Source organism: Arenibacter catalasegens (assembly GCF_002909235.1).
GTDB lineage: Bacteria > Bacteroidota > Bacteroidia > Flavobacteriales > Flavobacteriaceae > Arenibacter > Arenibacter catalasegens.
In genome coordinates this window covers 23,672-46,636 of the sequence record NZ_PHQQ01000026.1, presented here as the reverse complement: position 1 = coordinate 46,636, position 22,965 = coordinate 23,672, and the positions used below count along the sequence as shown (strand labels likewise).

Below are 22,965 nucleotides of genomic sequence, written 5' to 3'. Positions count from 1 at the left end.
TTCTAAACTTACGCCACCTCTTCTGCTAAAAATTGCGCTTCATACAGATTTTGGTAGTACCCTTTTTGCTTTAATAGCTCTTTATGTGTTCCTGTCTCCACGATTAATCCGTCCTGCATTACCAATATTTTATCGGCCTTTTTAATCGTTGCCAAACGATGGGCGATAATAATGGAAGTACGCCCCTCGGTAATTTTTTCTGTGGCGCGTTGTATCAACTGTTCGGAATAGGTATCTACTGAGGAAGTAGCCTCATCCAAAACCAGAATGCTGGGATTACTTACATATGCCCTTAAAAAAGCTATCAACTGACGCTGACCACTAGAAAGCATAGTCCCTCTTTCCTTAATATTGTAGGTATAACCCCCAGGAAGACTGGAAATAAACTCATGAACCCCTATCTGCTTTGCAGCCTGCTCCATAAGCTCTATAGTTATAGCATCATTCTTAAGAGAAATATTATTGGCAATGGTATCGGCAAATAGGAATACATCCTGCAACACCACGGCAATTTTAGATCTTAAAGAGTTTAATTTGTAGTCTGTTATATTGATTCCATCGATTAAAATAGCACCAGAATTAATTTCGTAGAAACGATTTAATAAATTAATTATAGTGGATTTTCCCGCACCTGTTGCCCCTACTATGGCAATTGTCTCTCCCGCCTTAACTTTAAAGGAAATTCCGTGCAGCACTTCTTCATTTTCCAAATAACCGAAACGCACGTTGTTAAATTCAATATCCCCTTTTATACTTTCCTTATCTATAGTTCCTATATCTTGAATGTTACTGTCCGTATCCAAAATTTTAAATACCCTATTGGCAGCTACCATCCCCATTTGTAGGGTATTAAACTTATCCGCTATTTGACGCAGTGGCCGGAACAACATACTGGATAGCAATATAAACATGAAAATGGTCCCGTATTCCTCTTGGTTAATACTGGCAACATTCTGCAATCCACCGTACCAAACAATCAAACCTACCGTAATGGATGAAACGATTTCAGCGACAGGAAAAAAGATGGAGTTGTACCACACTGTTTTTAACCATGCATTTTGGTGTTTCTCATTAATTTCCCTAAATTTTTCCTTTTCTATTTCCTCTCTTGTAAAAAGCTGTACTATTTTCATCCCGGTAATACGTTCCTGTACAAATGAATTTAGATTGGAAACCTGTGTCCTAACCTCAATAAAAGCCACCTTCATCGCTTTTTGAAACAATCTTGTAGCATACAGGATAATGGGTAGAACTGCAAATACGATTAAGGATAGCTTCCAATTAGCAACGAGCATTACTATGGCTACCACCAACATCTTTAGTAGGTCGGATACAATTACAAAGAATCCTTCACTAAAAATCTCTCCAATTCTTTGCATATCGGTCACAGCACGTGTGACCAATAGTCCTATGGAAGAATTGTCGTAATACTTCATCTTAAACCCCATAAGGTGATTAAACAACTTTATACGAATATCCTTAATAACCGATTCCCCCAGCCAGTTGGCATAATAATTAAAATATAACTGACTTAAAACTTCCCCTAATAAAACACCTACCATGGCAAGGGTCAAGGTCAATAATTTTTGACCATCCTTGTCGGTAATGGCGCTATCCACGATCTCACCCACCAAAATAGGGGTAAGCACAGCAAAACCAGATAGTAGGATCGCCGCTACGGCAACACCGTAAAAGGTTAATTTATATGGTCTAACATGTCTGAGCAAACGCTTAAACAATCTATAATCAAATGCTTTTCCTGTATCCTTATCCATTGTGATCAATAATATTTTTTGGATATTTTATCGCTGTCAAATATAATCCTTTTGCGGGCACCGATACCCCAGCATTGCACCTATCCTTACTGGCCAGAATAGACTCTATGTCCGTCAGGGAAGATTTACCCATACCAACATCTAAAAGAGTCCCAACAATAGCACGTACCATATTGCGCAAAAATCTATCGGCGCTAATGGTAAAAATCAACTTGCTACCCTCTTTTACCCATAAGGCCTTTCTAACATCGCATAGATAGGTTTTTACATCGGTATGGGACTTTGAAAAACATTCAAAATCCTTATGTTCCACTAAAATAGCAGCCGCTTGGTTCATCTGCTCTATATTTAACGGATATTTCACATAATAGGCCTCATCCGCCAAAAACGGATTCTTATCTTGTTCTACCCAGTATTCGTATATACGTTCCAAAGCATCAAAGCGTGCATGTGCGTCTTCAGGAACCTTAACAATTGCTATTACAGCGATATCTTCAGGCAGAAAAGCGTTTAAACGGTAAAGTAATTCTGTACTGTTAAAAAGTTCTTTAACATCAAAATGTGCGAACATTACCTTGGCATGGACCCCTGAGTCCGTCCTCCCCGCCCCCGTCAAGGACACAGGTTCCTGCAAGATCAAGGAAAAGGCATGTTCCAAAACCTCCTGAACGGTTATCGCATTGGGTTGCTTTTGCCAACCGTGATATGCCTTGCCTTTATAAGAAAATTGAACGAAATATCTCAAATGAATGCTTTAGTTTTGTAATTGGCAAAGATACTTGTTCTGATGGAGAAAAACAGCTTGTGAAAATGTTTTACCAAGATGAAATTGTAGTTTTGCACACATGTAATTATGTTTTTGGCTAGACCAGTTTAACAATCCCAATAATTAAACCTAGCATTCAACCAGCCTTAATTTTCTACAGTGCCTTATGAAAAAAATACTCTTGCTATCCGATACCCATGGCCATATGGACGAAAAAATCCTAAAATACGCCAAGGCAGCAGATGAAGTTTGGCATGCAGGGGACATTGGCAATTTTGAGGTAATGGATACCCTACAAAAAATAAAGCCGGTAAAAGGAGTCTACGGAAATATTGATGATCATAAGATCCAATTGGAATACCCTTTGGACAACAGATTCAAATGTGAGGATGTTGATGTCTGGATAACCCATATTGGAGGATATCCCAATAAATATAATGTACGGATTAGAGAGGAGATAAAAAAAAATCCCCCTAAGCTCTTTATCTCCGGACACTCACATATCCTAAAGGTAATGTGGGACAAAAAGTTAAATCTTCTACATATGAACCCAGGTGCTTGTGGTATACACGGTTTTCATCAAATACGGACTATGTTGCGGTTTGCTATAGACCAAGAGAACATTAAGGATTTGGAAATCATTGAGCTAGGGAAAAGAGGATAATTACTAGGGGGCTCTATGACCCTAAAGAATTAAACATTATATCCCGCAGAAAAAGCGGAATTAGTTCATCCAACTGCTTTAAATTCGTGGCAAGGCAACTTTTTAAAACAGATATTCACCAATAAAAAACCCGGGCACTACCCCGGGTTCACGCACTAATACTACTAAGATGTTAGGTTTAACGTAAACGATCCACAGATTTTACAAGATCTTCATCCTTTTTTATTGCCCTGTTGGCCAGGACTAAAAAAACGATAGAAAATACAGGAATCAGCATCCCAATACCCTTCTCAGAAACAATAGTTTCTCCGGATAAGTTTAGTGATCGGTAAACGAAAAATCCTAGTAAAAAAAGATTCAATATCATATTCAACCTGTTTACTACAAATTGATTTTGTCTATTCTTAAATAAAACTATAGCTACCAGTCCAAGAACTGCAACAATATAAAAAGCAATGGAAACGAAAACCTCGTTTTCAGCGAATATTTCTTTTCCAGCAGCATCAGACCATAGATTCATAAAAAACGGTACAACCGCCCCTAATAGTATAACTACGATTAAATAAAGTGTCTGAATTCTTTGAATCATGCTTTTAAATACAATTGAGAAGCAAAAATAAGCGTCTTTTTAAAAATTATCACCTAAATATTGAAAATAATTTGTAATATTGCTACGTTATAAGTCAGATTACTTACCAACAGGGGATTTCATTCTCTTTTTTATCCATAACAAGAACAACATACACTTCATATTTTCGTAATAAGTATAATTTATTCAAAACTTAATGTTTGAGATTTCAGATTTAAAATCAAAAAAGCTTCCTGAGCTTCAGGAAATAGCCCAGGGCCTTAATGTTGCCAAGTTTAAAACTTTAAAAAAGCTAGATTTGGTATATCAAATTTTGGATGTACAAGCATCCAATCCCAAAATTGTCCAAGAAATAACCGAGATAGCTACAGAGGACAGCACCACTTCCAAGCCCAAGAGGTCTAGAATAGCTAGTGACAAATCTAAGCCAGCTACCGTGAAGTCTCCAGTGGTTAACATACCAGAGACAAAACCTATAGAAATAATAGAAAAAACTACCTCGCAGGAAGAAATACCCGCGACAGTTGAGGAAAATAAAGAAGACAAGAAAGAGGATAGCAAACCCGAAAGAAAACCTCGCCAGCACAATAAACCCGTTCCGGCTAAAAAAGAGTTTCAGAAGGCTGCGCCTCAACAAAATGCAGTACAACAGAATACGCCACAACCTAACAAACCTCAGCATAAAAAAAATCCACACCATCAAAAAAGTAGCGTTGACAAAATCAACAGTAATTTTGATAAGGACCTGAAAAATAAATACAAAGAACCTGAATTTGAGTTCGACAGTATTATTGAAAGTGAAGGTGTTCTGGATATTATGCAGGATGGGTACGGATTTTTAAGATCTTCGGATTACAACTACCTTTCTTCTCCAGATGATATTTATGTATCCCAATCCCAAATAAGATTATTTGGACTAAAAACTGGGGATACCGTACTTGGGAATGTACGTCCGCCAAAAGAAGGTGAAAAGTATTTTCCGCTTATTAAAGTGAATAAAATAAACGGGATTGACCCTCAAATTGTTAGGGACAGGGTATCTTTTGAACATTTAACCCCATTATTCCCTCAAGAAAAATTTAACCTTGCCGAAAGGCAAAGTACCATTTCCACGAGAATAATAGATTTATTCTCCCCTATCGGAAAAGGACAAAGGGGCATGATCGTTTCCCAGCCTAAAACTGGTAAGACGATGCTCTTAAAGGATATTGCCAATGGTATTGCCGCCAATCATCCTGAAGTTTACCAAATTATTCTTTTGATAGATGAACGCCCAGAAGAAGTTACGGACATGCAGCGTAATGTTCGTGGTGAGGTTGTTGCCTCTACATTTGACAAGGAAGCTACAGAACATGTTCGGGTTGCCAATATTGTTTTGGAAAAAGCAAAACGTTTGGTAGAATGTGGACACGATGTGGTTATCCTATTGGATTCCATTACTCGTCTGGCACGTGCCTACAATACGGTACAACCAGCTTCAGGAAAGGTATTGAGTGGTGGTGTGGATGCCAATGCACTTCACAAACCAAAACGTTTCTTTGGTGCTGCACGTAATATTGAAGGCGGAGGTTCCTTAACTATTATTGCAACTGCACTTACCGAAACCGGTTCTAAAATGGATGAAGTAATCTTTGAAGAGTTCAAAGGAACAGGTAATATGGAATTGCAATTGGATAGAAAAATATCCAATCGTAGAATATTCCCTGCTATAGACCTTACATCTTCGAGTACAAGACGTGATGATCTTTTATTGGATGAAAACACCATTCAAAGAATGTGGATCATGAGAAAGTACTTGGCAGATATGAATCCTGTAGAAGCTATGGAATTCATTGAACAGAGATTTAGGCAAACCAAGAACAACGAAGAGTTTTTGTTGACCATGAATCAATAAATTATAATTGCACTATTCCCATAAAATGGGAAAAAGTTTAAAATCCCATTTGGTTGAAAAGCCAAATGGGATTTTTTTTGTTTTCAATTCTAACCATAAAAATCAACTTATTTCATAATGTCATTTTTTTAGATGTACAATATTCATTAATTTAACATATAATTTAACAAGAGTTTTCCCCCAATACTCTTACCTCTAAAATTTTATTTTTAATAACATTAACTGTAAAAATTTAACTTATGAAAAATCTAAAAAGAATTTATCCCAAATTATGCTTCGGAGCCGTAGTTGTTTTTGGCCTAATGTCCTGTGAACAAAAAAAAGAAAAACCGCCTGTTCAAGAACCTGAACCCAAGGAAATTGAAGCTCCCAAACAGATCGTTACCGTAGACCAAGCAAAAACTATGTACAACGCATACGGTGAACGCCGGGTTAGCCTAATTGAACAATACGAAAATGAACTTGCACCGGAGAAAAAATTTGACGTGGCCCGGTTTGGATATTATGATTACAATACCATTAAGGAATACATGCACTATATTGAGCAGGAGGCAAAAAAGGCAGATGTGAAGATTTCTTCCCTACGTTTTTATTTTTCAAATTATCCAGATAAAAAATCTTTTGAAGATGGTCGGGAAATAAAACATCCAAAACAAAATTCATTTTTCATCATCCCTGCCGTCAAGGATAAGAATGATCGAGAATACGGATTTTATATAAGGGAAGAAGACGATGGCACCAATGTTCCCGTATTACTTACCGATAATCTGGAACCCAAAAAAGATGGAGACATGGACAGGCAACAGTCGGGAAAACCCAAATCCGAGGCTTCTTTTATGCCAACGGCCTCCCCCGCCCCGTACTATGTTAAAAACAAAAGTCTTGTTTTAAACGAGGCCAATATGGTACCTCCACCCTACCACGAAGATTAACATAGCTCATAAACCCAAATCAAAGTAAAAATGGAAGTATTGGATACTATTTTAGAGAATGCCAGTGAGCCTCTCTATGCGGTAGCCTTATTAATGGCATTAATAAGGTATCCTAAATATTACAGCAGTCCTTTAAAGTATTTTCCCGTTCTTTTAATGTATACCTTCTTAACGGAATTATTAGGTTATTTTACAAAGAACTACGAAGTGTTCCATATTTCCATTTTTACTACTATTGTTAATCACAATGTAATTATTTATAATATTTACAATTTAGTGTTCTTTATCTACTTTTTTTTTGTGTATTGGAGTTATATAGAAAGTAAAAAGTACAAAAACTATATCTTATATTGTGGAATATTATTTCTGATCATTTCCTTTATAAATCTTTTTTTTCAAAACTTTAAATTGGAATCCCAGATATATAGCTATTTGACGGGTGCACTCATAATTTTGATATGCATAATTCTGTTTTTCTGGGAACACCGCCATGTATCAAAAAAATTGGATTATAGATATACAGGTATTAAATGGATAAGCATTGGTCTGCTAATTTTTTATGTAGGATATACCCCCATTAAAGCTTCCCGATTTTATAATTATTTAAACCAATTAAACGAATTTGTACATTTTAGAAGATTCCACCTAACGTTGATTATTTTAATGTATCTCTGTTTTATCATAGGATTCTATAGAATGAAACGCAAGTTCTGGATTTAATTTGTCCAAGTATTTCACATAATCCAAATGCTTTGAAAAAAGGTCTCTTTCTACGCTATATTTTAATGTAAACGGTCTTTTTGTTCACAAACTCCAACATCCCTTCCATAGACAGTTCCCTGCCATATCCTGATGCTTTAGTGCCCCCAAAAGGCAATCTGGGGTCCGACTTTACCATTTCATTTATGAAAAATGCCCCATCGGGTATTTCTCCAATTATTTCTCTTGCCGATTCTATATCCTCTGTAAATAGCATGGAGCCAAGGCCAAATTTGGAGTTCGCGGCCAAAGCAATGGCTTCGGTCCTATCTTTTGCTTTTACGATAGCCGCTACTGGGCCAAATAACTCCTCATCAAATGCCGGCATCCCGGGAACAACATCTGTAAGTATTGTAGGCTCATAGTAGGCCCCGTTCCTGTTATTACCATATAAAACTTTAGCCCCTTTATTAATCGAATCCTGTACTTGCTTGGCCAAGGTTGCTGCAAGATCCTCTTTGGCCATTACCCCTATATCAGTTTGTTTATCCATTGGATCTCCGGATTTCAGGGTCTGGATTTTATTGCGAAATTTCATTATAAACTCATCATAAATAGCTTCTAACACTATAAATCTTTTTGCCGCAATGCAGCTTTGTCCCGTATTCTGCATTCGGGCCATTACCATGGTATCCATATAGGTATCCATATCGGCATCTTCCCAAACAATACAAGCATTATTACCTCCTAGTTCCATAACAGATTTTTTTAAATGCTTACCCGCCTGAGCAGCTATTGCCCTTCCTGCTTTCTCACTCCCCGTTAAGGTGACACCCTGGACAACAGAATTACCTATTATGGATTCAAGCTGCTTATGGTCCGCTAGGATAAACTGAAAACTACCCTCTGGATAACCTGCCGTTTTAAATAATTCTTGAAGTGCCATGCCACAGCCAGGAACATTGCTTGCATGTTTCAAGATCACAGTATTACCAGCTGTGAGCGTGGGCGCCGCAAAGCGGATAACCTGCCAAAAAGGGAAGTTCCATGGCATAATGGCCAATACACAACCGATAGGGTCATAACTTATAAAACTTTCTTCCGCCTCTGTATCTATAAGGTCATCGGCCAGAAATTGAACCGCATTTTTAGCATAAAAATCACAGGCCCATGCGCATTTTTCAATTTCCGCTAGACCTTGGCTTATGGGCTTCCCCATTTCTTTGGTCATCAATTGGGCATAAACTTCTTTATTTTTCAGCAAAGCTTTTCCTAAATTTTTTAAAAGTCCAGACCTATGTTCCACACTTTCATTTTTCCAACTTTGAAATACAAGCTCGGCCTTATCCAATACTGTTTTAATATCCCGATCTGAAAACGTGTTATATTTTTCCAACGCCTTACCATTATATGGGTTTACTGATTCTATATATTCCATATTGTTTCGATTTTAAAGTTAAAGTTCCTGAACTACATTTATTTTTCAACACCATATAACAGCGACAAAGGGTATCCACCTTGAATACCACCTACACTAATTAAACAATGTTAAAATTTTTTCCCGATCGTATTTATTATCGATGTTACCCTCTACATCCATTTTCAAGGCTTCCAATTCCTTTGTAACTTCCTCCCTACTTTCTGTTGAAATTTGTGAATCCTGTGCTATATATTTCAAAGCTCCCAAAAGAGCAAGAACCACTGAGCTATCCTTGTTGGCATACAACCTGATAGGCTGTACAATAATTTGTAATAATTCCTTGGCAGTAATGTTATTTCGAACAAGAATAATCTTACCTCCCTTCAACGAATTGGAAGTTTTATTCGGAAACCTCATGATCTTTATGAGCAAAGGCGCCAATTTATTAATAGCATCAATAGCTGTTCCTGGATCGTTTATTCCCGGCGACATAGCTTTGACCGCAATTTCCATCAATTTTATAAATCCGTCGATACCCCTACTTTGATCATTTCTATTACTGGAGATATTTATACACAGTAACAAGTCTTCCAAATCTCCATCCTCGAGCGAATTCTGAACCTTAATGATTGGCATACCTTCCCATAAATGTTGCCCAACATAAGGCAGTATTTCTAAATGATGGCCATGCTCAACCAAGGAATCACTTAACAATGAGGCATCAAATCCTCTAAAATAGCCAGACTTATGGGAATAAATAGTTTCAAAATTGTCCATTCTTAATTTTTGAAGACCCACTTTTAAAGAATTAAAATCCTCATACTCCTTATCTAAATGTCTTGAACTGGACCGAAAAATATTATCAATTATATTTTGAATTTGAATGGATACCGAAATGCTATGGATAAAATATACAAATAAGCCTATACAAAACACTGCTGAAATTGCCGCCAACATAGTTGAAAACCCCACCGAATGGGTGTCTATTCCATGAGCGCCCAGAACTATCAGAATTATGATACAGTACAATAATGTACCTATATACACACCCAGAATTAATTGATGCTTTCTATTGGAAATTAAACTTGGCAATAATCTTGGCGAAAAATTGGCCGAGGCTTGGCTTAGTACTACCATAACCATAGTAAAACTAAATACTGTTAATGAAAGAATTCCTCCAATTAAAGTTGTTAATATGGACCGAGCCGTTTCATAATCTTCTATAAATAAATAGGGTACTTTCTCTTTCAAGTTTTTGGCCAACTCCAAACTTTCCAATTCCAATACTATAAAGGCCAAAAGAAAAAATCCGAAAGAAATGAGCACTGGATAAAAGGCTATACTCTGTAACACCTTACTATAAAGCGTCTTCAATATTTTAATAGCCGATCTCCACATATTGCCCAATTTACGAGTTCTTTAAAGGTAGTAAATCCCTTTTTTGCGAGTAGCCCAATGCCAAGAAATAGTATCACATATGATTGAAAACAAATGAAATATAACTTATTTCAATTCCCCAAAATGGCAGCTACTTTGCATAAGAGCTAATAATAATTAGAATAGAGCACAGTTATTTTTACAATCTTGGATAAATTTGTTTTAAAGAAAAGAAATTGCCTACTTCGATTTGGCAATTAGAAAAACCTGAATTTCGGGGGACATTTAGGAAAATGTAATAAAAGTATTCTTCTGTGAATTACTTTAAACTACAAAAGTAAGTCACGATAAGATGGTTTGGTTGGTTGTAAATGAATGGTTCCGATAGCTAAAAACGTCGGAACCATTTTTATAACATTGTATCCCAATAATTCAGGATATTTCCGCTCCGTTGGAGGGAATCAAAAAAATCTTCTTAACTTCTGAACCAATGATTAAAAAAATACACCTATGATTTTTAATATTGACAAGGCTTGGGGTGATATGATTAACAGACTGTCTTCCTGGGTAGATGGTTTAATAGTGAATTTACCCAACATAATTCTAGCACTGGTAGTATTTATAATCGTTATTATACTTGCAAAATATGTCGCCAAAATAACATGGAAGCTACTTGGAAATAGCAATTTACAAAAATCCATGAAAAAAGTTATTGCCAAATTATTGTCAATTTTGGTAATTCTAACGGGATTATTTTTAGTACTTGGTATTTTAGATTTAAGCAAAACCCTGAATACTATTTTGGCAGGTGCCGGAGTTGCTGGTCTGGCGGTAGGGCTTGCCTTGCAAGGCGCATTGGCCAACACATATTCGGGCATAGTACTGTCCTACATAAAACACATTAAATTTGGGGATTGGATAGAAAGTAACAATTATGAAGGCGAGGTGGTCGATATAGATTTGCGAGCAGTTACCATTAAACAATCGGATAACAATTTGGTCTACATTCCTAATAAATTGGTATTAGAGAACCCCATAAGAAACTTTTCCACCACATCCCAATCCCGTGTAATTCTTAGCTGTGGTGTCGCCTATTCTTCAGACCTGGAATTTGTTCGTGAATTGGTATGCAAAACCATTACGTCCAATTTTGACAATATAGAAAATGCTAAAGAAGTAATTTTTCTTTATACCGAATTCGGGGATAGCTCCATTAATTTTGAAACAAGGTTTTGGATTAAATCCACTTCATCCTTAGAAGTATTAAAAGCCAAAACCATTGCTATGATAGCCATTAAAAAAGCATTTGACCAAAATGGAATCAACATTCCTTTTCCCATCCGTACATTGGATTTTCCTAAAGATTTTATGAAGAAAAGCTAATGTTTTTCCAAAAATAAAAGATTCTTTTACGACTAGAATTTCCTTTCCTTTTGCGAAACATATGCAAGAATCACCTGCAATGCATTAATGAACTTCCATAATTCATCATACAATAGATTTTTAGCTACCTAGGGCTTATTTGTAAACACCTAATTTAAGGGTGAAGAAAAAAACACCTCCTAAAGAAAACTAAATGGATGTGACAAAAATTATATTTTTTAGGGTTAATACGCTACTTAACAACCTATTAACTTTGGGCCATAAGATGCTATGCGGAAGACATCAATAAAAAAACTTTCGCTAACTTTTAAAATCACATATAAAATGAGGACATACACTGATACAATAGGTGAAAAATTAAATGATCTTTTAGAAAAAACCTACGATGCCGAAAAGGGATATAAAAAGGCTTTGGACAATACGGAAAATCCTTATCTAAAATCCTTCTTCGTTAAAAAAAGTACTGAAAGAAATACTTTTGGATCGGCACTGAAAAGTGAAATCACTAATTTAGGTCAAAAATGGGAAGAAGATGGAAGTGTAACGGCTGCGTTGCATAGAACATGGATGGACGTTAAGGCCCTTTTTTCAGCGGACGACGATGAAGCAATGCTGGAGGAGGCCATTAGAGGAGAAAAAGCGTCTGTACAGGAATATAGGGAGGTACTCTCGGAAACAGATCTACCTCCTAGTACAGCTACCCTTTTAACGCAACAAATGAACCAAATTCAAGCAGATTTGAACCAAGTAAAACGCTTGGAAGATTTAAGTTAATCTACAGCAATAATCCTGTTCGTTAAGAGGATGGTTGGCATCCTCTTTCATTTTTGACTTTTAACATAAAGGATTTTAGTATGTTGTTAATTAATTGTTTTTGCGAAACGAAAGTTCCCGTGAAGATTAGATTTTACTTAATTTATTTTTATGTATCACAAACTATCCAATACAGCTAGTAGGTTAACATTGGAAAAAGAATTTAATAGGCGCTTTAAATACCCTGATTTATTTGGTAAACAGGTGTTGATCAACGGTTTGGACGAAGTAACCATTCCTATAATAACCATGGAGGAAGAAGAATTACTCGTTCCGGCTATTTGGGGACTATTGCCAGAAGGCTATAGGGATGATTGGAATGTATTCCAGGATATCTTCAATTCCTTAAACCTCAATATTAACTCCATGAACAACCCCTCCTGGTATTCCAGTGCCCTAATGCAAAGAAGGTGCTTAATCCCCGTTACTGGATTTTTTACATCCTACTTAATCGATGGAATTCTATATCCCTACTATTTTCACAGAGCCTCCGGATTACCATTTTGCTTAACAGGTATATACAATAAATTGGACGATGGATTCTTAACCTGCTCTATAATAACAACACACACCCACCACAACCTAAAAACGGTTCAGAATATAGATGGAACCGTACCCATGATGCTTCCAAAAGAATTAAGCAGTTCATGGCTAGCGAAAGATTTAAATGAAAAAGAAATCCAAAATCTTTTAAATGCTACCCCTAACTTCAAGCTCATAGCCCACCCTATTTCAAAAGAATTCTTTAAAAACAATATATCATACGCCTCTATGTTAGAACCTGTATACTATGAGGCCGCGCCAACTGGAATGATTCTCAAACATGGAATTGAGTTACTTTCCTTATAGTAAAGTCATTGGCTACCATATGTGAACCCAGTCCCGGTTTTATTTATCCTTTCAAAAAAAGTTAGACCAAAGCTCCCCCACCTAGCAATAGCTAATTACCCATAAAAAGGTTAGGAACAACCCGAATGCAATGCTGAAAAATCAATTAACTGCAATTCAAATAAGAAAATGAACTTGCTAATTATTAACGCATTACACATTCGGAAATCACATCTATCTGAGTTAAACATTAACTGGATACGACAAATAAACCCGGGAAAAAACTTGGACATTTGTATATAGGGCAATGAAAATGGCCCATAATATTAACCTTAAAAACATACACTATGTTACGTTGGACAGTCACATTCGTAATTTTAGCAATAATAGCCGCGATTTTTGGATTCGGCGGGATAGCAGCAGGAGCTGCAAGTATTGCTAAAATCCTATTTTTTATTTTCTTAATACTATTTGTAATCTCTTTATTTACGGGAAGAAGCAAAATTTAAAAGATAGAACCATACACCATAAATCAACCTATGGTATTTAAACTAGTACAATTATATTAATCTAAAAACTACATAGACATGAGAAAATCGTTATTATATCTTGCATTCACACTATTATTCACCATTTCCTTTTCAGCATTGAATGGCTGCAGGGAAGATAAAACTGCCGGAGAAAAAATCAAAGAAGGAGTAGAAGAGGTAGGCGATGGCATTAAGGAAGGCGTGGAAGAAATTGGGGATGAAATAGATGATGCCACGGACGACAATTAAATAACCTATAATCATTGGTTTAAATTTATACTAAACGGACATTTTCCTATCTGGACCTTGTCCGTTTTTTAATTTTAAATAAGAATCGCATATCCTTAAGCACTATAAAATAATAGATGCATAAAAATCGGTTATAGACAATTTGTACTAAGGTAAATGGATTTTAACCAACCTCACTTGTGAACATACACGGGCACAAGTAGGTACTTAATGATATATGGAATTGAATTTTAAAAGTGCCTCATACATTAAACCAAAAGACCTAGAACAGGGAATCTGTTTATAAAAGAATAGTTTAGGAATTTTCTTGCATATCAAAAAATTATCATCTTTGTTTATACGTCCAATTCAATTACTTTTATAGGACTGGAATTGGCCATTATAACCCGTGATAATAAACCATTGATGAGAGTTTATCTAAAGTTCGATTTTAATGCTATCTGCAAAACTGTTTTGCGTGAACAATTGGACATCCTAGGATTAGATTATACGATACATGGCGTAGGAGAAGTTGAATTTAACAGACCACCTACAAGAAATGAAGAAGAGAAAATGGCCAATATATTGGGCAATTATGGCATAGAAATTATGGATGATCAACAAGTGGCCTTAGTTCAGCGCATAAAGGATACCGTTACGGAATGGATTCATCATGAAGAAATTCCCAAACGCTATAATTTCTCTACATATCTTTCCGAAAAATTGGATTATACTTATACTTATTTATCTTCAATCTTCTCGGAAACTACCTATTCCTCCATCGAGAATTTTGTGATTTTAAAAAAAATAGATTTTGCAAAAAACCTAATTAGTCAAAATAATTCAACCCTAACAGAAATAGCTTTCAAACTTAATTATAGCAGTGTGGCCCATTTATCTGCCCAATTCAAGAAAACTACTGGCCTAACCCCCTCTACATTTCTGAAAATAATTCAGAAACGAAAAGAAAGAGCCTTAACCCAAGAATAACCAAACAAAACTATGCCTTTACATACCATGTATATTGCCCTGGCCGATGATGATGAAGATGACCGAATGTTGTTTAAGGAGGCTATAGAAGAAATTAAGATTAAGACCAATCTATCATTATTCAACAATGGCCAAGAATTAATGGAATACTTGATCTTGCCCGATGTGCTATTACCACAAATTATATTTCTGGATTTGAACATGCCTATCAAAAATGGAATGCAATGTCTCAATGAAATTAGAAACAACCCCTGCCTAAAGGAGCTAATGGTCGCCATCTATTCCACGTCTTCCTCAGAAGCCGATATTGAAGAGACTTTTATAAACGGGGCCAATATCTACATTAACAAACCAAACAGTTTTGGAGGGCTTAAAAATGCAATAGACAAAGTTTTACAGTTAAATTGGCAATACCACACCTCAGCTTTAAACAGGGATAATTTTTTATTACGGATCTAAAGGTCTAACAGTATGACATTAAAAAAGTTGGCTTCTTCATCAAAATTTTTTACGGTCCTGCTTATCTTGGCCGTTGCCCTATTAATGTTCATTGGGAGTGTTAGTTACAAACAGGTTTTACGGCTAGGTAAATCAGCAGACTGGGTTTCCAAAACTTTGCAGATCAATAAGGAAATAAACCAGCTTTTTTCTTACTATGACCAAATGCAATCTACGGAATTCAAAAACGTATTGCTACAGGATACCTTGGGGATATCCACCTTTGAAGTTTACAAACCCGAGGTATTGGCGTCTTATAGAAAATTAAAAGAACTCACAGGCCATAATCCTGCACAACAAAAAACGCTTCTCAAGGTAAGCTATTGGCAGGATAGCCTTTACCAGGCCCTTAGGGTCATGTCACAAATCCCCTACCAAAAATTAACTTATTCCAAAAGTGATCAAAAAAAAATAGCGGATGTCTCCAGTGCTGTTACCCAATTAAACTTGCTTGAAAATCAAATGCAACGAGAAATTCAGTTGCAGCTTGCACAACGAACGAAGAACTATAGATCACAAATCTTTTTTACCCCTATAACGACACTATTGTTGGGTATTTTCGCCTTGTTTATATTCGTTATTTCCTATTTGCAGATTAATGCACAACGCAGGAAAAAGGCTACTGCAGAAAAATTCATGCATAACATTCTTGCCAGCACAGACAACATTATCAGCTATTTCTTGCCCATTTATGATGCATCAGGTAAAATCAAGGATTTTAACATCGAGTTTACCAACGAACAAATAGAGGCCGTATTGGGGAAAAAACCAAATAAGATAGCTCATAAAAAAATGTCGGAGCTCATTCCCATAAATTTTGAGAATGGTATTTTTGAAGAACTAGCAGCTGTTATAAAAGAAGGAGCTCCTAGAAAATTTGAAAAGTTATTTGATTATGGCGGAAATTCCTTTTGGTTTAAAACCACCGCAGTAAAAATGGAGAACGGAGTCCTAACCACCTCCACCGATACCACCTCGGAGAGGCTACATTCTCTGAACTTGAAAGTCTTGAACGAAAAATTAGAATCACAAAACAAACAACTTGAAGAAACCACAGCATTCTTGAACAACGTTCTTGAAAGTACAAGCAACACGGTTAGCCACTTAAACACGGAGCGCGATGCCGAAGGAAATGTAATAGATTTTAAATATTTGTTTACCAACAAAGAAAGCGAAAACCTTACTGGAAAATTGACAAGTGAGGTCATCGGTAATTCAATCTCTAAAATCTATCCTTTTGTACATTCATCCGGATTGTACGACCTAATGGTAAAATGTGCTGACACAGGAATTATAGAAACCCATGAAACTCAGTATGTATTGAAAGGAAAGCCTGTTTGGATACATACTACCTTAAACAAATTACATAACGGCATTACCCTCACTTCTTATGACATTACCCAAATTGTAACTACGAAACAGCGGCTGTTGGAGCTTAATGAACAATTAATGGTTCAGAATTCCATTTTGAACGATGCTGAAGCAGAAGCAAAAATTGGCAGCTATCGTTTGAACATCAAAAATATGGAGTCGCACATGTCCGATAATTTTTATCGACTGTTGGAATGCGAACTCAACGAGTTCAAACTCACCCCTGAAAACTATAGACCTTATATTCATCCAAAAGACCTTAAGATTTATGACGAGAAAGTAAAATTGGCTCTAGAGGATAATGTAATTAGTAATTTTGTTTACCGTATCATCACAAAAACTGGGAAAGTTAAATACCTTCAGAATACAGGGCACTTCCTACAAAGCGAATTTATAGGGGTAGTAAAAGATATAACCAAAGAGCTTAAAAACGAACAAAAATTAAAAGATAAAAATCTAGAACTGAAGCATTCCAATAAGGAGCTGGAATCCTTTAATAGAGTTGCTAGTCATGACTTACAGGAACCATTGAGAAAGATACAGTTATTTATTTCCCGGATATCAGATAGCAGTTCCAATAATTTTTCCAAACAGGAAGAAGAGTATCTAGATAAAATAAGATCGTCAGCCAACAGGATGCAGACTCTTATTAAATATCTTTTATCCTATTCCCGATTAAATATTACCAAAAAGGATTATTTATTGGTAGACCTGAACCTTGTTTTAGAAAAGGTTCTGGAAGATCTTGAAGCCCCAATTAAAGAAACAGGAATGGAAATCATAATTGGAGACCTACCCGAGATAAGTGGGGTTCCATTCCAATTAGAACAACTCTTTAATAACCTAATTTCAAATTCGGTCAAATATCACAGTTTACAACAAAGGCCTCAAATTAAAATCGACTGTGTAAAACTGGAACGCAACCAAATTACAGATGATTTCCATAAAAAGGCCAAACAATATTACTGTATATCAATCGAGGACAACGGTATTGGTTTTGACCAGAAGAATGCCGATAAGATATTTGAACTTTTCCTTCGCCTACACTACAAAAATGAATATTCGGGTTCAGGTATTGGTTTGGCAATCTGCAAGAAAATAGTTAATAAGCACAAAGGGCATATCGTGGCTAAGGGTGAACCCAATAAGGGAGCTATTTTTTACATTTATTTACCCGCCTAAATTGCACTGGCTTCTTTTTCCCTAGTACTAACGGATTCTCTCTATTAGTTCCCTAAAACTACATCCGGAATACTCCAATCCCCCCTCCTTCCTTAATATTTAATTTCCAAAAACATTGGTTCAAACCACAAAATAACTGTCGTATTAACTAAAAACGTTCCTTTTTCGTAGAATTATATAACAGAATTTAAAAATTGTATAACAGAAAAGCATCCGTCTATATCGAAATTTGTACAACACAGAAATTAACATATAAAGACAACTACCATGAAAAAGTCAGTATCGCAATTTTCTTTGAATTTGTATTCTAAAGTTGGTAAAAGTTGGACTTTGGATTCCAACTCTAAAACGAATAACGATTTACCTGAAAATTTCATCTTGGGAATGACCAACAATAACATTGAATCAGACTAAGATTCAATCTAATTTGTACAATGGCTATGAAAGTCTTTGTAGTTACCAAATGCACGTAATGTCCAAAACGTTGATTATTTCAGCCTTAATAATGCTCATTATCTGGGCCATTGGATTATTCGTGTACGACATGGGGATTAAAATACATTTTTTCCTACTGACGGCTGTAGTATTATTTATTACAAAGGTAATAAGAGAAAAATAAAGCATTTAATTTAAAACACAGAACCATGAAAATAGTATATCTAAAATCGAATAATATAGACAACATATTTAATCAGTTACAGCAAGATTTAGGAGGTAATCTGGTTACTCGTCCACAGGAATATAATCTAATACTTGACAATAAATTTGTTCGTGGAGAAATTAGAGGCATATCATTTAAGAACAATTTATCCTTTATGGAATTCGACCTTGTTTTTAACGAGGATACCGTTATCATCAACAATATGCCTGTCTCCAATCCTATCCATTTTATGTACTGTGCAAAAGGAAAAGTAACCCATAGTTTTGGAATAAAGGGAGAAAAAAGACTATTGAATCAGTTTCAGACGGGAATTTTCTCATGTGACCCCAGCAAGGACACCACCTTATTCTTTGAAGCAAACGTAAACGTTAAGATTTCCAACATTATGGTGGACACCCATAAGGTTACCTCAGATAATGAAGGGGGCGACCTATTACAAAGGCAAATATTAAAGACTTTTATGCCTAAGAAAGATTGTGAAACTTTTGCTTATACAGGGTCCTTTAATTTACAAATTGCAGAGAGAATGCAGGAATTGGAGGCCATTACCCAAAAGGGATTGGTAAGAAACCTACTTATCCAGGGTATAGTGCACCTCATATTGGCTATGGAGATTCAACAACATAAAGAAGACAAGAAAAATGTAAAAAATAATTTTGGATCAATGAACAAAGAGGAGATAGAGGATATTAAGGAAATGGCCAATTTTATAAAAAATTATCCAGAAATTCAATATAGCCTAAAATATCTAAGCTCAAAAACAGGCCTTTCACCCGCAAAGCTACAAGAAGGTTTTAAGTTGTTATTTGATAGGACAGTAACAGACTACATAAGGAACACAAGGATTGAAACTGCAGAACATCTTATTAAAACCTCGGATCTCAATATTTCTGAAATTGTCTATAGTGTAGGCTTGACTAGCAGGAGTTATTTCTCTAAGATATTTAAGGAAAAGTATAATTGTAGTCCCAAATACTATCAGGACCACCAAAATCCGATAGCTGTAACAGCATAATATATAGTTTGATACGTCTCTCAACAACCAGTCATATCGGCTGGTTTTTTTATTTCCGATCAGTAAAAAATACTATCGAAAGTCAAGTTATTACAGCCATTAGCGCCAATGAAAAATCATAGCCAACCAAATGCTATGACCGGGCTCTAAATTATCATTGATATAGGCATGGGCGTACATAAGAGCATTAAGATTTGCATTAAAAAAACGGCAAGAATTTTCATTCTTGCCGTTCCCAATAGTAGTGATAAATAAAATTATTCTACACAAATGTTTTTAAGGAAGCCCTTAGCATCCAAGACATCTGCTCATGTAACTGCATTATTCCAGTAATAAAATCAGCAGTTCCCTCATCATTGTGTTCTTCTGCATTCTCCCCAATACTTTTTCTAATAAACTGTATAATAGTCGTATGGTCCTTTAACAAACCCTCCATTAAGCTAGCGCTATCATTCTTTTTTGGACTTTTATCCTCCAAATGGGAAAGTTCTAAAAACTCATTTAATGTCCCCGGGGAATAAAACCCCAACATACGAATACGCTCCGCTACTTCATCAACGATTTCTTCTATTTTGTTGTATTCTTCCTCAAAAAAGACATGCTTGGTATGGAAATCGATTCCTTCCACATTCCAGTGTGCATTTCTTAGTTTGGTATACAACAGATATTCGTCCGCTAAAAGTTTACGGAGCATTTCTACTACGGCCTTTCTATTATCTTTCTTAATTCCGATATCGGTCTGTGTTGTTTTCATAATAATTTTTAATTTTTATTAATAATAACAAGTTAAGACCCATGGGTTGGAAACGTTGATTTGAACCATTTTTTCTTTTGCTCAATTAAATTTGAACTGTGATAAATCCATATGGACCTCCTGCATAAATCTAGCCATTTCTACGCCTTATTTTACTCCCATTTCTGTTCCCAGGGTCTTAGGGATTGGGGCTTCTGCATAATCAAAAGTTATTCGAAAACTAAAAACTGGAATGTACCTGCAATTTTAAAAGTTATCCGTTTAGTCCTGAAAAACTATTCTTTTTTGCCGTCTCCTGTAAGTGTATTTACAATACCATCCTTGACATTGAGCCATAAATAATTAAAGAACGATTTGGTCCCATCCCTTTTTGCGAAAATCTCCCCATGCCTATAGCCCATAGCATCTGTTTTAGAACCATCGTTTGTAAACATATTTCCAACAAATGTCAATAATTTATTCACTCCCAATCTATCTTTTTTCAAGACTTTAAAGTGAAAATCTTCATACTTCATTTTCATATCCCCGCTAGCACTTATAGCATCCCCACTAATCGTAAAATAAAGCTCTTTTATATCCCCTTCAGCCTTAGCTCGAAGATTCGATTGCAGGAATTGATTAAAGCTCTCTGAATCAAAATCCTTAACTTCCCCTGAGATATAAAATGCATCGTTCTCTTTACTGGTGTCAAAATTCCAACGGAGCTGAATTTGGGCCTTCCCCATAAGTTTGGCTCTTGCTTCTATCTTGGTCTCCTCAATATTTTCATAGGTATTTGAAATGTTGTTCAAAGTTGCATTTAAATCAGAAAACACAAGCTCTCCTGCTGTAGTTCCCTTTTCAACCAATTCCGCATATGTTATATGACCATTGGCAATATCGACCTCAGAAATATCCAAATCTATGGGCAACTCTCGTAACATTCGGCTATATAACTTTTTTTGCTCCCAATCATCTTGAATCAACTTATCGCGGTATAGAAACAGTGTCGGGTTATGGATTTGTACCAGATTGGTCCTTAGATAAAATTGGTCCGAATTAAATCCGAAATCCATTTTTGACAATTTAACCTGAGGAATCTCCAAATCTATATAGTCATGTTCTTTGTCCAATTCCCTGGAAAGGGCAACCTTATTGTATTTTGAGCTCAAGGATAGATTATTTAATTGCACATCTTTATTTTGTATGCTTACTCCCCGTACTGTTAAAGCTTCAAAGGGTCCGAGATCTACAAATAATTTACCTGTACTCAAGTTGTAGTCGCCAAAAGAGAACGGTATTTTCCTTCCAATAAAATCTTGGTCCGTTTTTAAATTCTCGACAAATAAATTCACCTTCTCCACCAAAAAATCTAAAGAATCCGCACCTTTTTCAATTACCTGGAATTCCCCATCCACAATGGCCAAGTTGGCTATAGATAAAACAGTTTCCATTACAAAGCCTTTTGTCCTAATGGTGTCATGTTTTGTAGATAATTGACCAGGGTAGTAATTTACTTTTGGACGTAATAATTTAATTTCATTGAGGCTAAAGGTATTTCCAAATAAATAATTTAGATATCCAAGGCCATCCAAATTTAGCATCTCCGAACGCAATTCTAAATGTTTATCTCCAGTACCCTTATCTCTCAATTCCAAAATAACATCCCGTAATTCAATGGAACCCGCCAACACATTAACCCCCATTTGCTTATAACCCAAGTGAATGTGATCGGGTATTTTTACGTTAAGCAAATTCACAATATACCTTTTGGCTCCGAATTGCAAGATTACAATTATCAATAAAATCATTGCCATCACGATAGCAATTATTCTAAATGATCTGTTTTTTAAAATGTGGATTGTCATGTTTTGGAGTAAAGTACCATTGACAACAAAATTCGAACTTTAAACATTATTAATTGGTCCAACAAAATTTAAAATTGACTGAATTAAACAATAAATTTCAATTTCATCTAATGAGTTATAATTTGGTTGGATGGAGGACTTATTGAAGCCGAATTTTCACTAATCTTGCAGTTAAATTTAATCAAACATAATTATGAAAAAAATATTGAGTTTACTTACAGTTTTAACACTGACTATTGTTGCGGCCAACGCCCAATCCATTTCCCAAAATGCTTTAGGATTAAGACTTGGAGACAATGACGGATTTGGTGGTGAAATTTCCTATCAGGCACGTTTAAGCACTACCCATAGACTAGAAGTGGATCTAGGTTGGAGAGATGGCAAGAATTATGATGGCTTTAAGCTTGCCGGCTTACACCAGTGGGTATGGAACATTGAAAATGGTTTTAATTGGTATGTTGGTCTTGGCGGTGGCGTTGGATCCTATAGTTTTAATGATAATAAAAACTTTAATGACGGTAATGATTATACTGATACTTTTGTGTTTGGCGCAGGTGATATAGGTATTGAATACAATTTTGACATCCCGTTACTAATATCTTTAGACTTTAGACCAGAAATAGCTTTTGGCGATGAACGTTACAACAATAACGATTTAGGTCTAGATATTGCACTGGGATTACGATATCAGTTTTAATCTGGATCTTTTCCAATTAATAAATACCCTAGAGTCAAATTCTTTGATATCT

General features: G+C 35.8%; 22 protein-coding genes. 15 read left to right on the top strand and 7 right to left on the bottom strand.

The window, feature by feature from the left end; translation table 11 throughout:
- Positions 1 to 8 precede the first annotated feature (8 nt).
- The gene (locus CWD90_RS18145; RefSeq protein ID WP_103477490.1) at positions 9 to 1,775 is read right to left on the bottom strand and encodes an ABC transporter ATP-binding protein; all 1,767 of its coding nucleotides are present in this window, start codon (positions 1,773 to 1,775) and stop codon (positions 9 to 11) included.
- Positions 1,768 to 2,520, bottom strand: a complete 753-nt coding sequence (truA, locus tag CWD90_RS18140; RefSeq protein WP_103477489.1) for a tRNA pseudouridine(38-40) synthase TruA — start codon at positions 2,518 to 2,520, stop codon at positions 1,768 to 1,770. The genes CWD90_RS18145 and truA overlap by 8 nt, the downstream gene beginning before the upstream one ends.
- 187 nt (positions 2,521 to 2,707) lie before the next feature.
- On the opposite strand from truA, the gene CWD90_RS18135 reads away from it, so the two are divergent.
- The gene (locus CWD90_RS18135) at positions 2,708 to 3,205 is read left to right on the top strand and encodes a metallophosphoesterase family protein (RefSeq protein ID WP_103477488.1); all 498 of its coding nucleotides are present in this window, start codon (positions 2,708 to 2,710) and stop codon (positions 3,203 to 3,205) included.
- Positions 3,206 to 3,383: 178 nt separating this feature from the next.
- On the opposite strand, the gene CWD90_RS18130 is transcribed toward CWD90_RS18135, so the two are convergent.
- Positions 3,384 to 3,794 carry a DUF4293 domain-containing protein gene (locus CWD90_RS18130; protein ID WP_103477487.1) on the bottom strand — a complete coding sequence of 137 codons (411 nt, stop codon included), beginning with the start codon at positions 3,792 to 3,794 and terminating at the stop codon, positions 3,384 to 3,386.
- A 196-nt stretch (positions 3,795 to 3,990) separates the two neighbouring features.
- Here CWD90_RS18130 and rho point away from each other — a divergent pair, with 196 nt between their 5' ends.
- Together rho and CWD90_RS18120 are read left to right on the top strand one after the other, a co-directional pair.
- Positions 3,991 to 5,688, top strand: coding sequence for a transcription termination factor Rho (gene rho, locus CWD90_RS18125; protein WP_103477486.1), 1,698 nt, complete (start codon positions 3,991 to 3,993; stop codon positions 5,686 to 5,688).
- Positions 5,689 to 5,927: 239 nt separating this feature from the next.
- On the top strand, positions 5,928 to 6,620 hold the full coding sequence (locus CWD90_RS18120) for a hypothetical protein (protein WP_103477485.1): 693 nt from the start codon (positions 5,928 to 5,930) through the stop codon (positions 6,618 to 6,620).
- 775 nt (positions 6,621 to 7,395) lie between these two features.
- Here the strand turns inward: CWD90_RS18120 and CWD90_RS18110 are convergent.
- The gene (locus tag CWD90_RS18110) at positions 7,396 to 8,757 is read right to left on the bottom strand and encodes an NAD-dependent succinate-semialdehyde dehydrogenase (RefSeq protein ID WP_103477483.1); all 1,362 of its coding nucleotides are present in this window, start codon (positions 8,755 to 8,757) and stop codon (positions 7,396 to 7,398) included.
- Between the two features lie 96 nt (positions 8,758 to 8,853).
- On the bottom strand, positions 8,854 to 10,113 hold the full coding sequence (locus CWD90_RS18105; RefSeq protein ID WP_157941267.1) for a DUF2254 domain-containing protein: 1,260 nt from the start codon (positions 10,111 to 10,113) through the stop codon (positions 8,854 to 8,856).
- A gap of 513 nt (positions 10,114 to 10,626) precedes the next feature.
- On the opposite strand from CWD90_RS18105, the gene CWD90_RS18100 reads away from it, so the two are divergent.
- The 11 genes from CWD90_RS18100 to CWD90_RS18055 all read left to right on the top strand — a co-directional run bounded on the left by CWD90_RS18100 (position 10,627) and on the right by CWD90_RS18055 (position 19,615).
- On the top strand, positions 10,627 to 11,499 hold the full coding sequence (locus CWD90_RS18100) for a mechanosensitive ion channel family protein (protein WP_103477481.1): 873 nt from the start codon (positions 10,627 to 10,629) through the stop codon (positions 11,497 to 11,499).
- 324 nt (positions 11,500 to 11,823) lie between these two features.
- The gene (locus tag CWD90_RS18095; RefSeq protein WP_103477480.1) at positions 11,824 to 12,273 is read left to right on the top strand and encodes a ferritin-like domain-containing protein; all 450 of its coding nucleotides are present in this window, start codon (positions 11,824 to 11,826) and stop codon (positions 12,271 to 12,273) included.
- Between the two features lie 150 nt (positions 12,274 to 12,423).
- Positions 12,424 to 13,161, top strand: coding sequence for an SOS response-associated peptidase (locus CWD90_RS18090; protein WP_103477479.1), 738 nt, complete (start codon positions 12,424 to 12,426; stop codon positions 13,159 to 13,161).
- A 326-nt stretch (positions 13,162 to 13,487) separates the two neighbouring features.
- Positions 13,488 to 13,649 (top strand): DUF1328 family protein, encoded by a 162-nt coding sequence (locus tag CWD90_RS18085; RefSeq protein WP_031443085.1) that lies wholly within the window; start codon positions 13,488 to 13,490, stop codon positions 13,647 to 13,649.
- Positions 13,650 to 13,727: 78 nt separating this feature from the next.
- The gene (locus CWD90_RS18080; RefSeq protein ID WP_103477478.1) at positions 13,728 to 13,919 is read left to right on the top strand and encodes a hypothetical protein; all 192 of its coding nucleotides are present in this window, start codon (positions 13,728 to 13,730) and stop codon (positions 13,917 to 13,919) included.
- 405 nt (positions 13,920 to 14,324) lie between these two features.
- The gene (locus tag CWD90_RS18075) at positions 14,325 to 14,888 is read left to right on the top strand and encodes a helix-turn-helix domain-containing protein (RefSeq protein ID WP_103477477.1); all 564 of its coding nucleotides are present in this window, start codon (positions 14,325 to 14,327) and stop codon (positions 14,886 to 14,888) included.
- Positions 14,889 to 14,900: 12 nt separating this feature from the next.
- A complete protein-coding gene (locus CWD90_RS18070) occupies positions 14,901 to 15,347 on the top strand; it encodes a response regulator (protein ID WP_103477476.1) in 447 nt (148 codons plus the stop codon).
- Positions 15,348 to 15,359: 12 nt separating this feature from the next.
- Complete coding sequence (locus tag CWD90_RS18065) at positions 15,360 to 17,939, top strand: ATP-binding protein (RefSeq protein ID WP_103477475.1); 2,580 nt, start codon at positions 15,360 to 15,362, stop codon at positions 17,937 to 17,939.
- 267 nt (positions 17,940 to 18,206) lie between these two features.
- Positions 18,207 to 18,353 carry a hypothetical protein gene (locus CWD90_RS23110; protein ID WP_157941266.1) on the top strand — a complete coding sequence of 49 codons (147 nt, stop codon included), beginning with the start codon at positions 18,207 to 18,209 and terminating at the stop codon, positions 18,351 to 18,353.
- A 49-nt stretch (positions 18,354 to 18,402) separates the two neighbouring features.
- Positions 18,403 to 18,558: a lmo0937 family membrane protein gene (locus tag CWD90_RS23750; protein ID WP_353057379.1), complete on the top strand. Its 156-nt coding sequence runs from the start codon at positions 18,403 to 18,405 to the stop codon at positions 18,556 to 18,558.
- 25 nt (positions 18,559 to 18,583) lie between these two features.
- Positions 18,584 to 19,615, top strand: coding sequence for a helix-turn-helix domain-containing protein (locus CWD90_RS18055; protein WP_103477473.1), 1,032 nt, complete (start codon positions 18,584 to 18,586; stop codon positions 19,613 to 19,615).
- A 262-nt stretch (positions 19,616 to 19,877) separates the two neighbouring features.
- Here CWD90_RS18055 and CWD90_RS18050 read toward each other — a convergent pair whose 3' ends face one another.
- On the bottom strand, positions 19,878 to 20,369 hold the full coding sequence (locus CWD90_RS18050; RefSeq protein ID WP_103477472.1) for a Dps family protein: 492 nt from the start codon (positions 20,367 to 20,369) through the stop codon (positions 19,878 to 19,880).
- A gap of 275 nt (positions 20,370 to 20,644) precedes the next feature.
- The gene (locus tag CWD90_RS18045) at positions 20,645 to 22,216 is read right to left on the bottom strand and encodes a hypothetical protein (protein WP_157941265.1); all 1,572 of its coding nucleotides are present in this window, start codon (positions 22,214 to 22,216) and stop codon (positions 20,645 to 20,647) included.
- Between the two features lie 193 nt (positions 22,217 to 22,409).
- On the opposite strand from CWD90_RS18045, the gene CWD90_RS18040 reads away from it, so the two are divergent.
- Entirely contained in the window at positions 22,410 to 22,913 is a 504-nt protein-coding gene (locus CWD90_RS18040) for a hypothetical protein (RefSeq protein ID WP_103477470.1), read from the top strand.
- Positions 22,914 to 22,965: the final 52 nt, after the last annotated feature.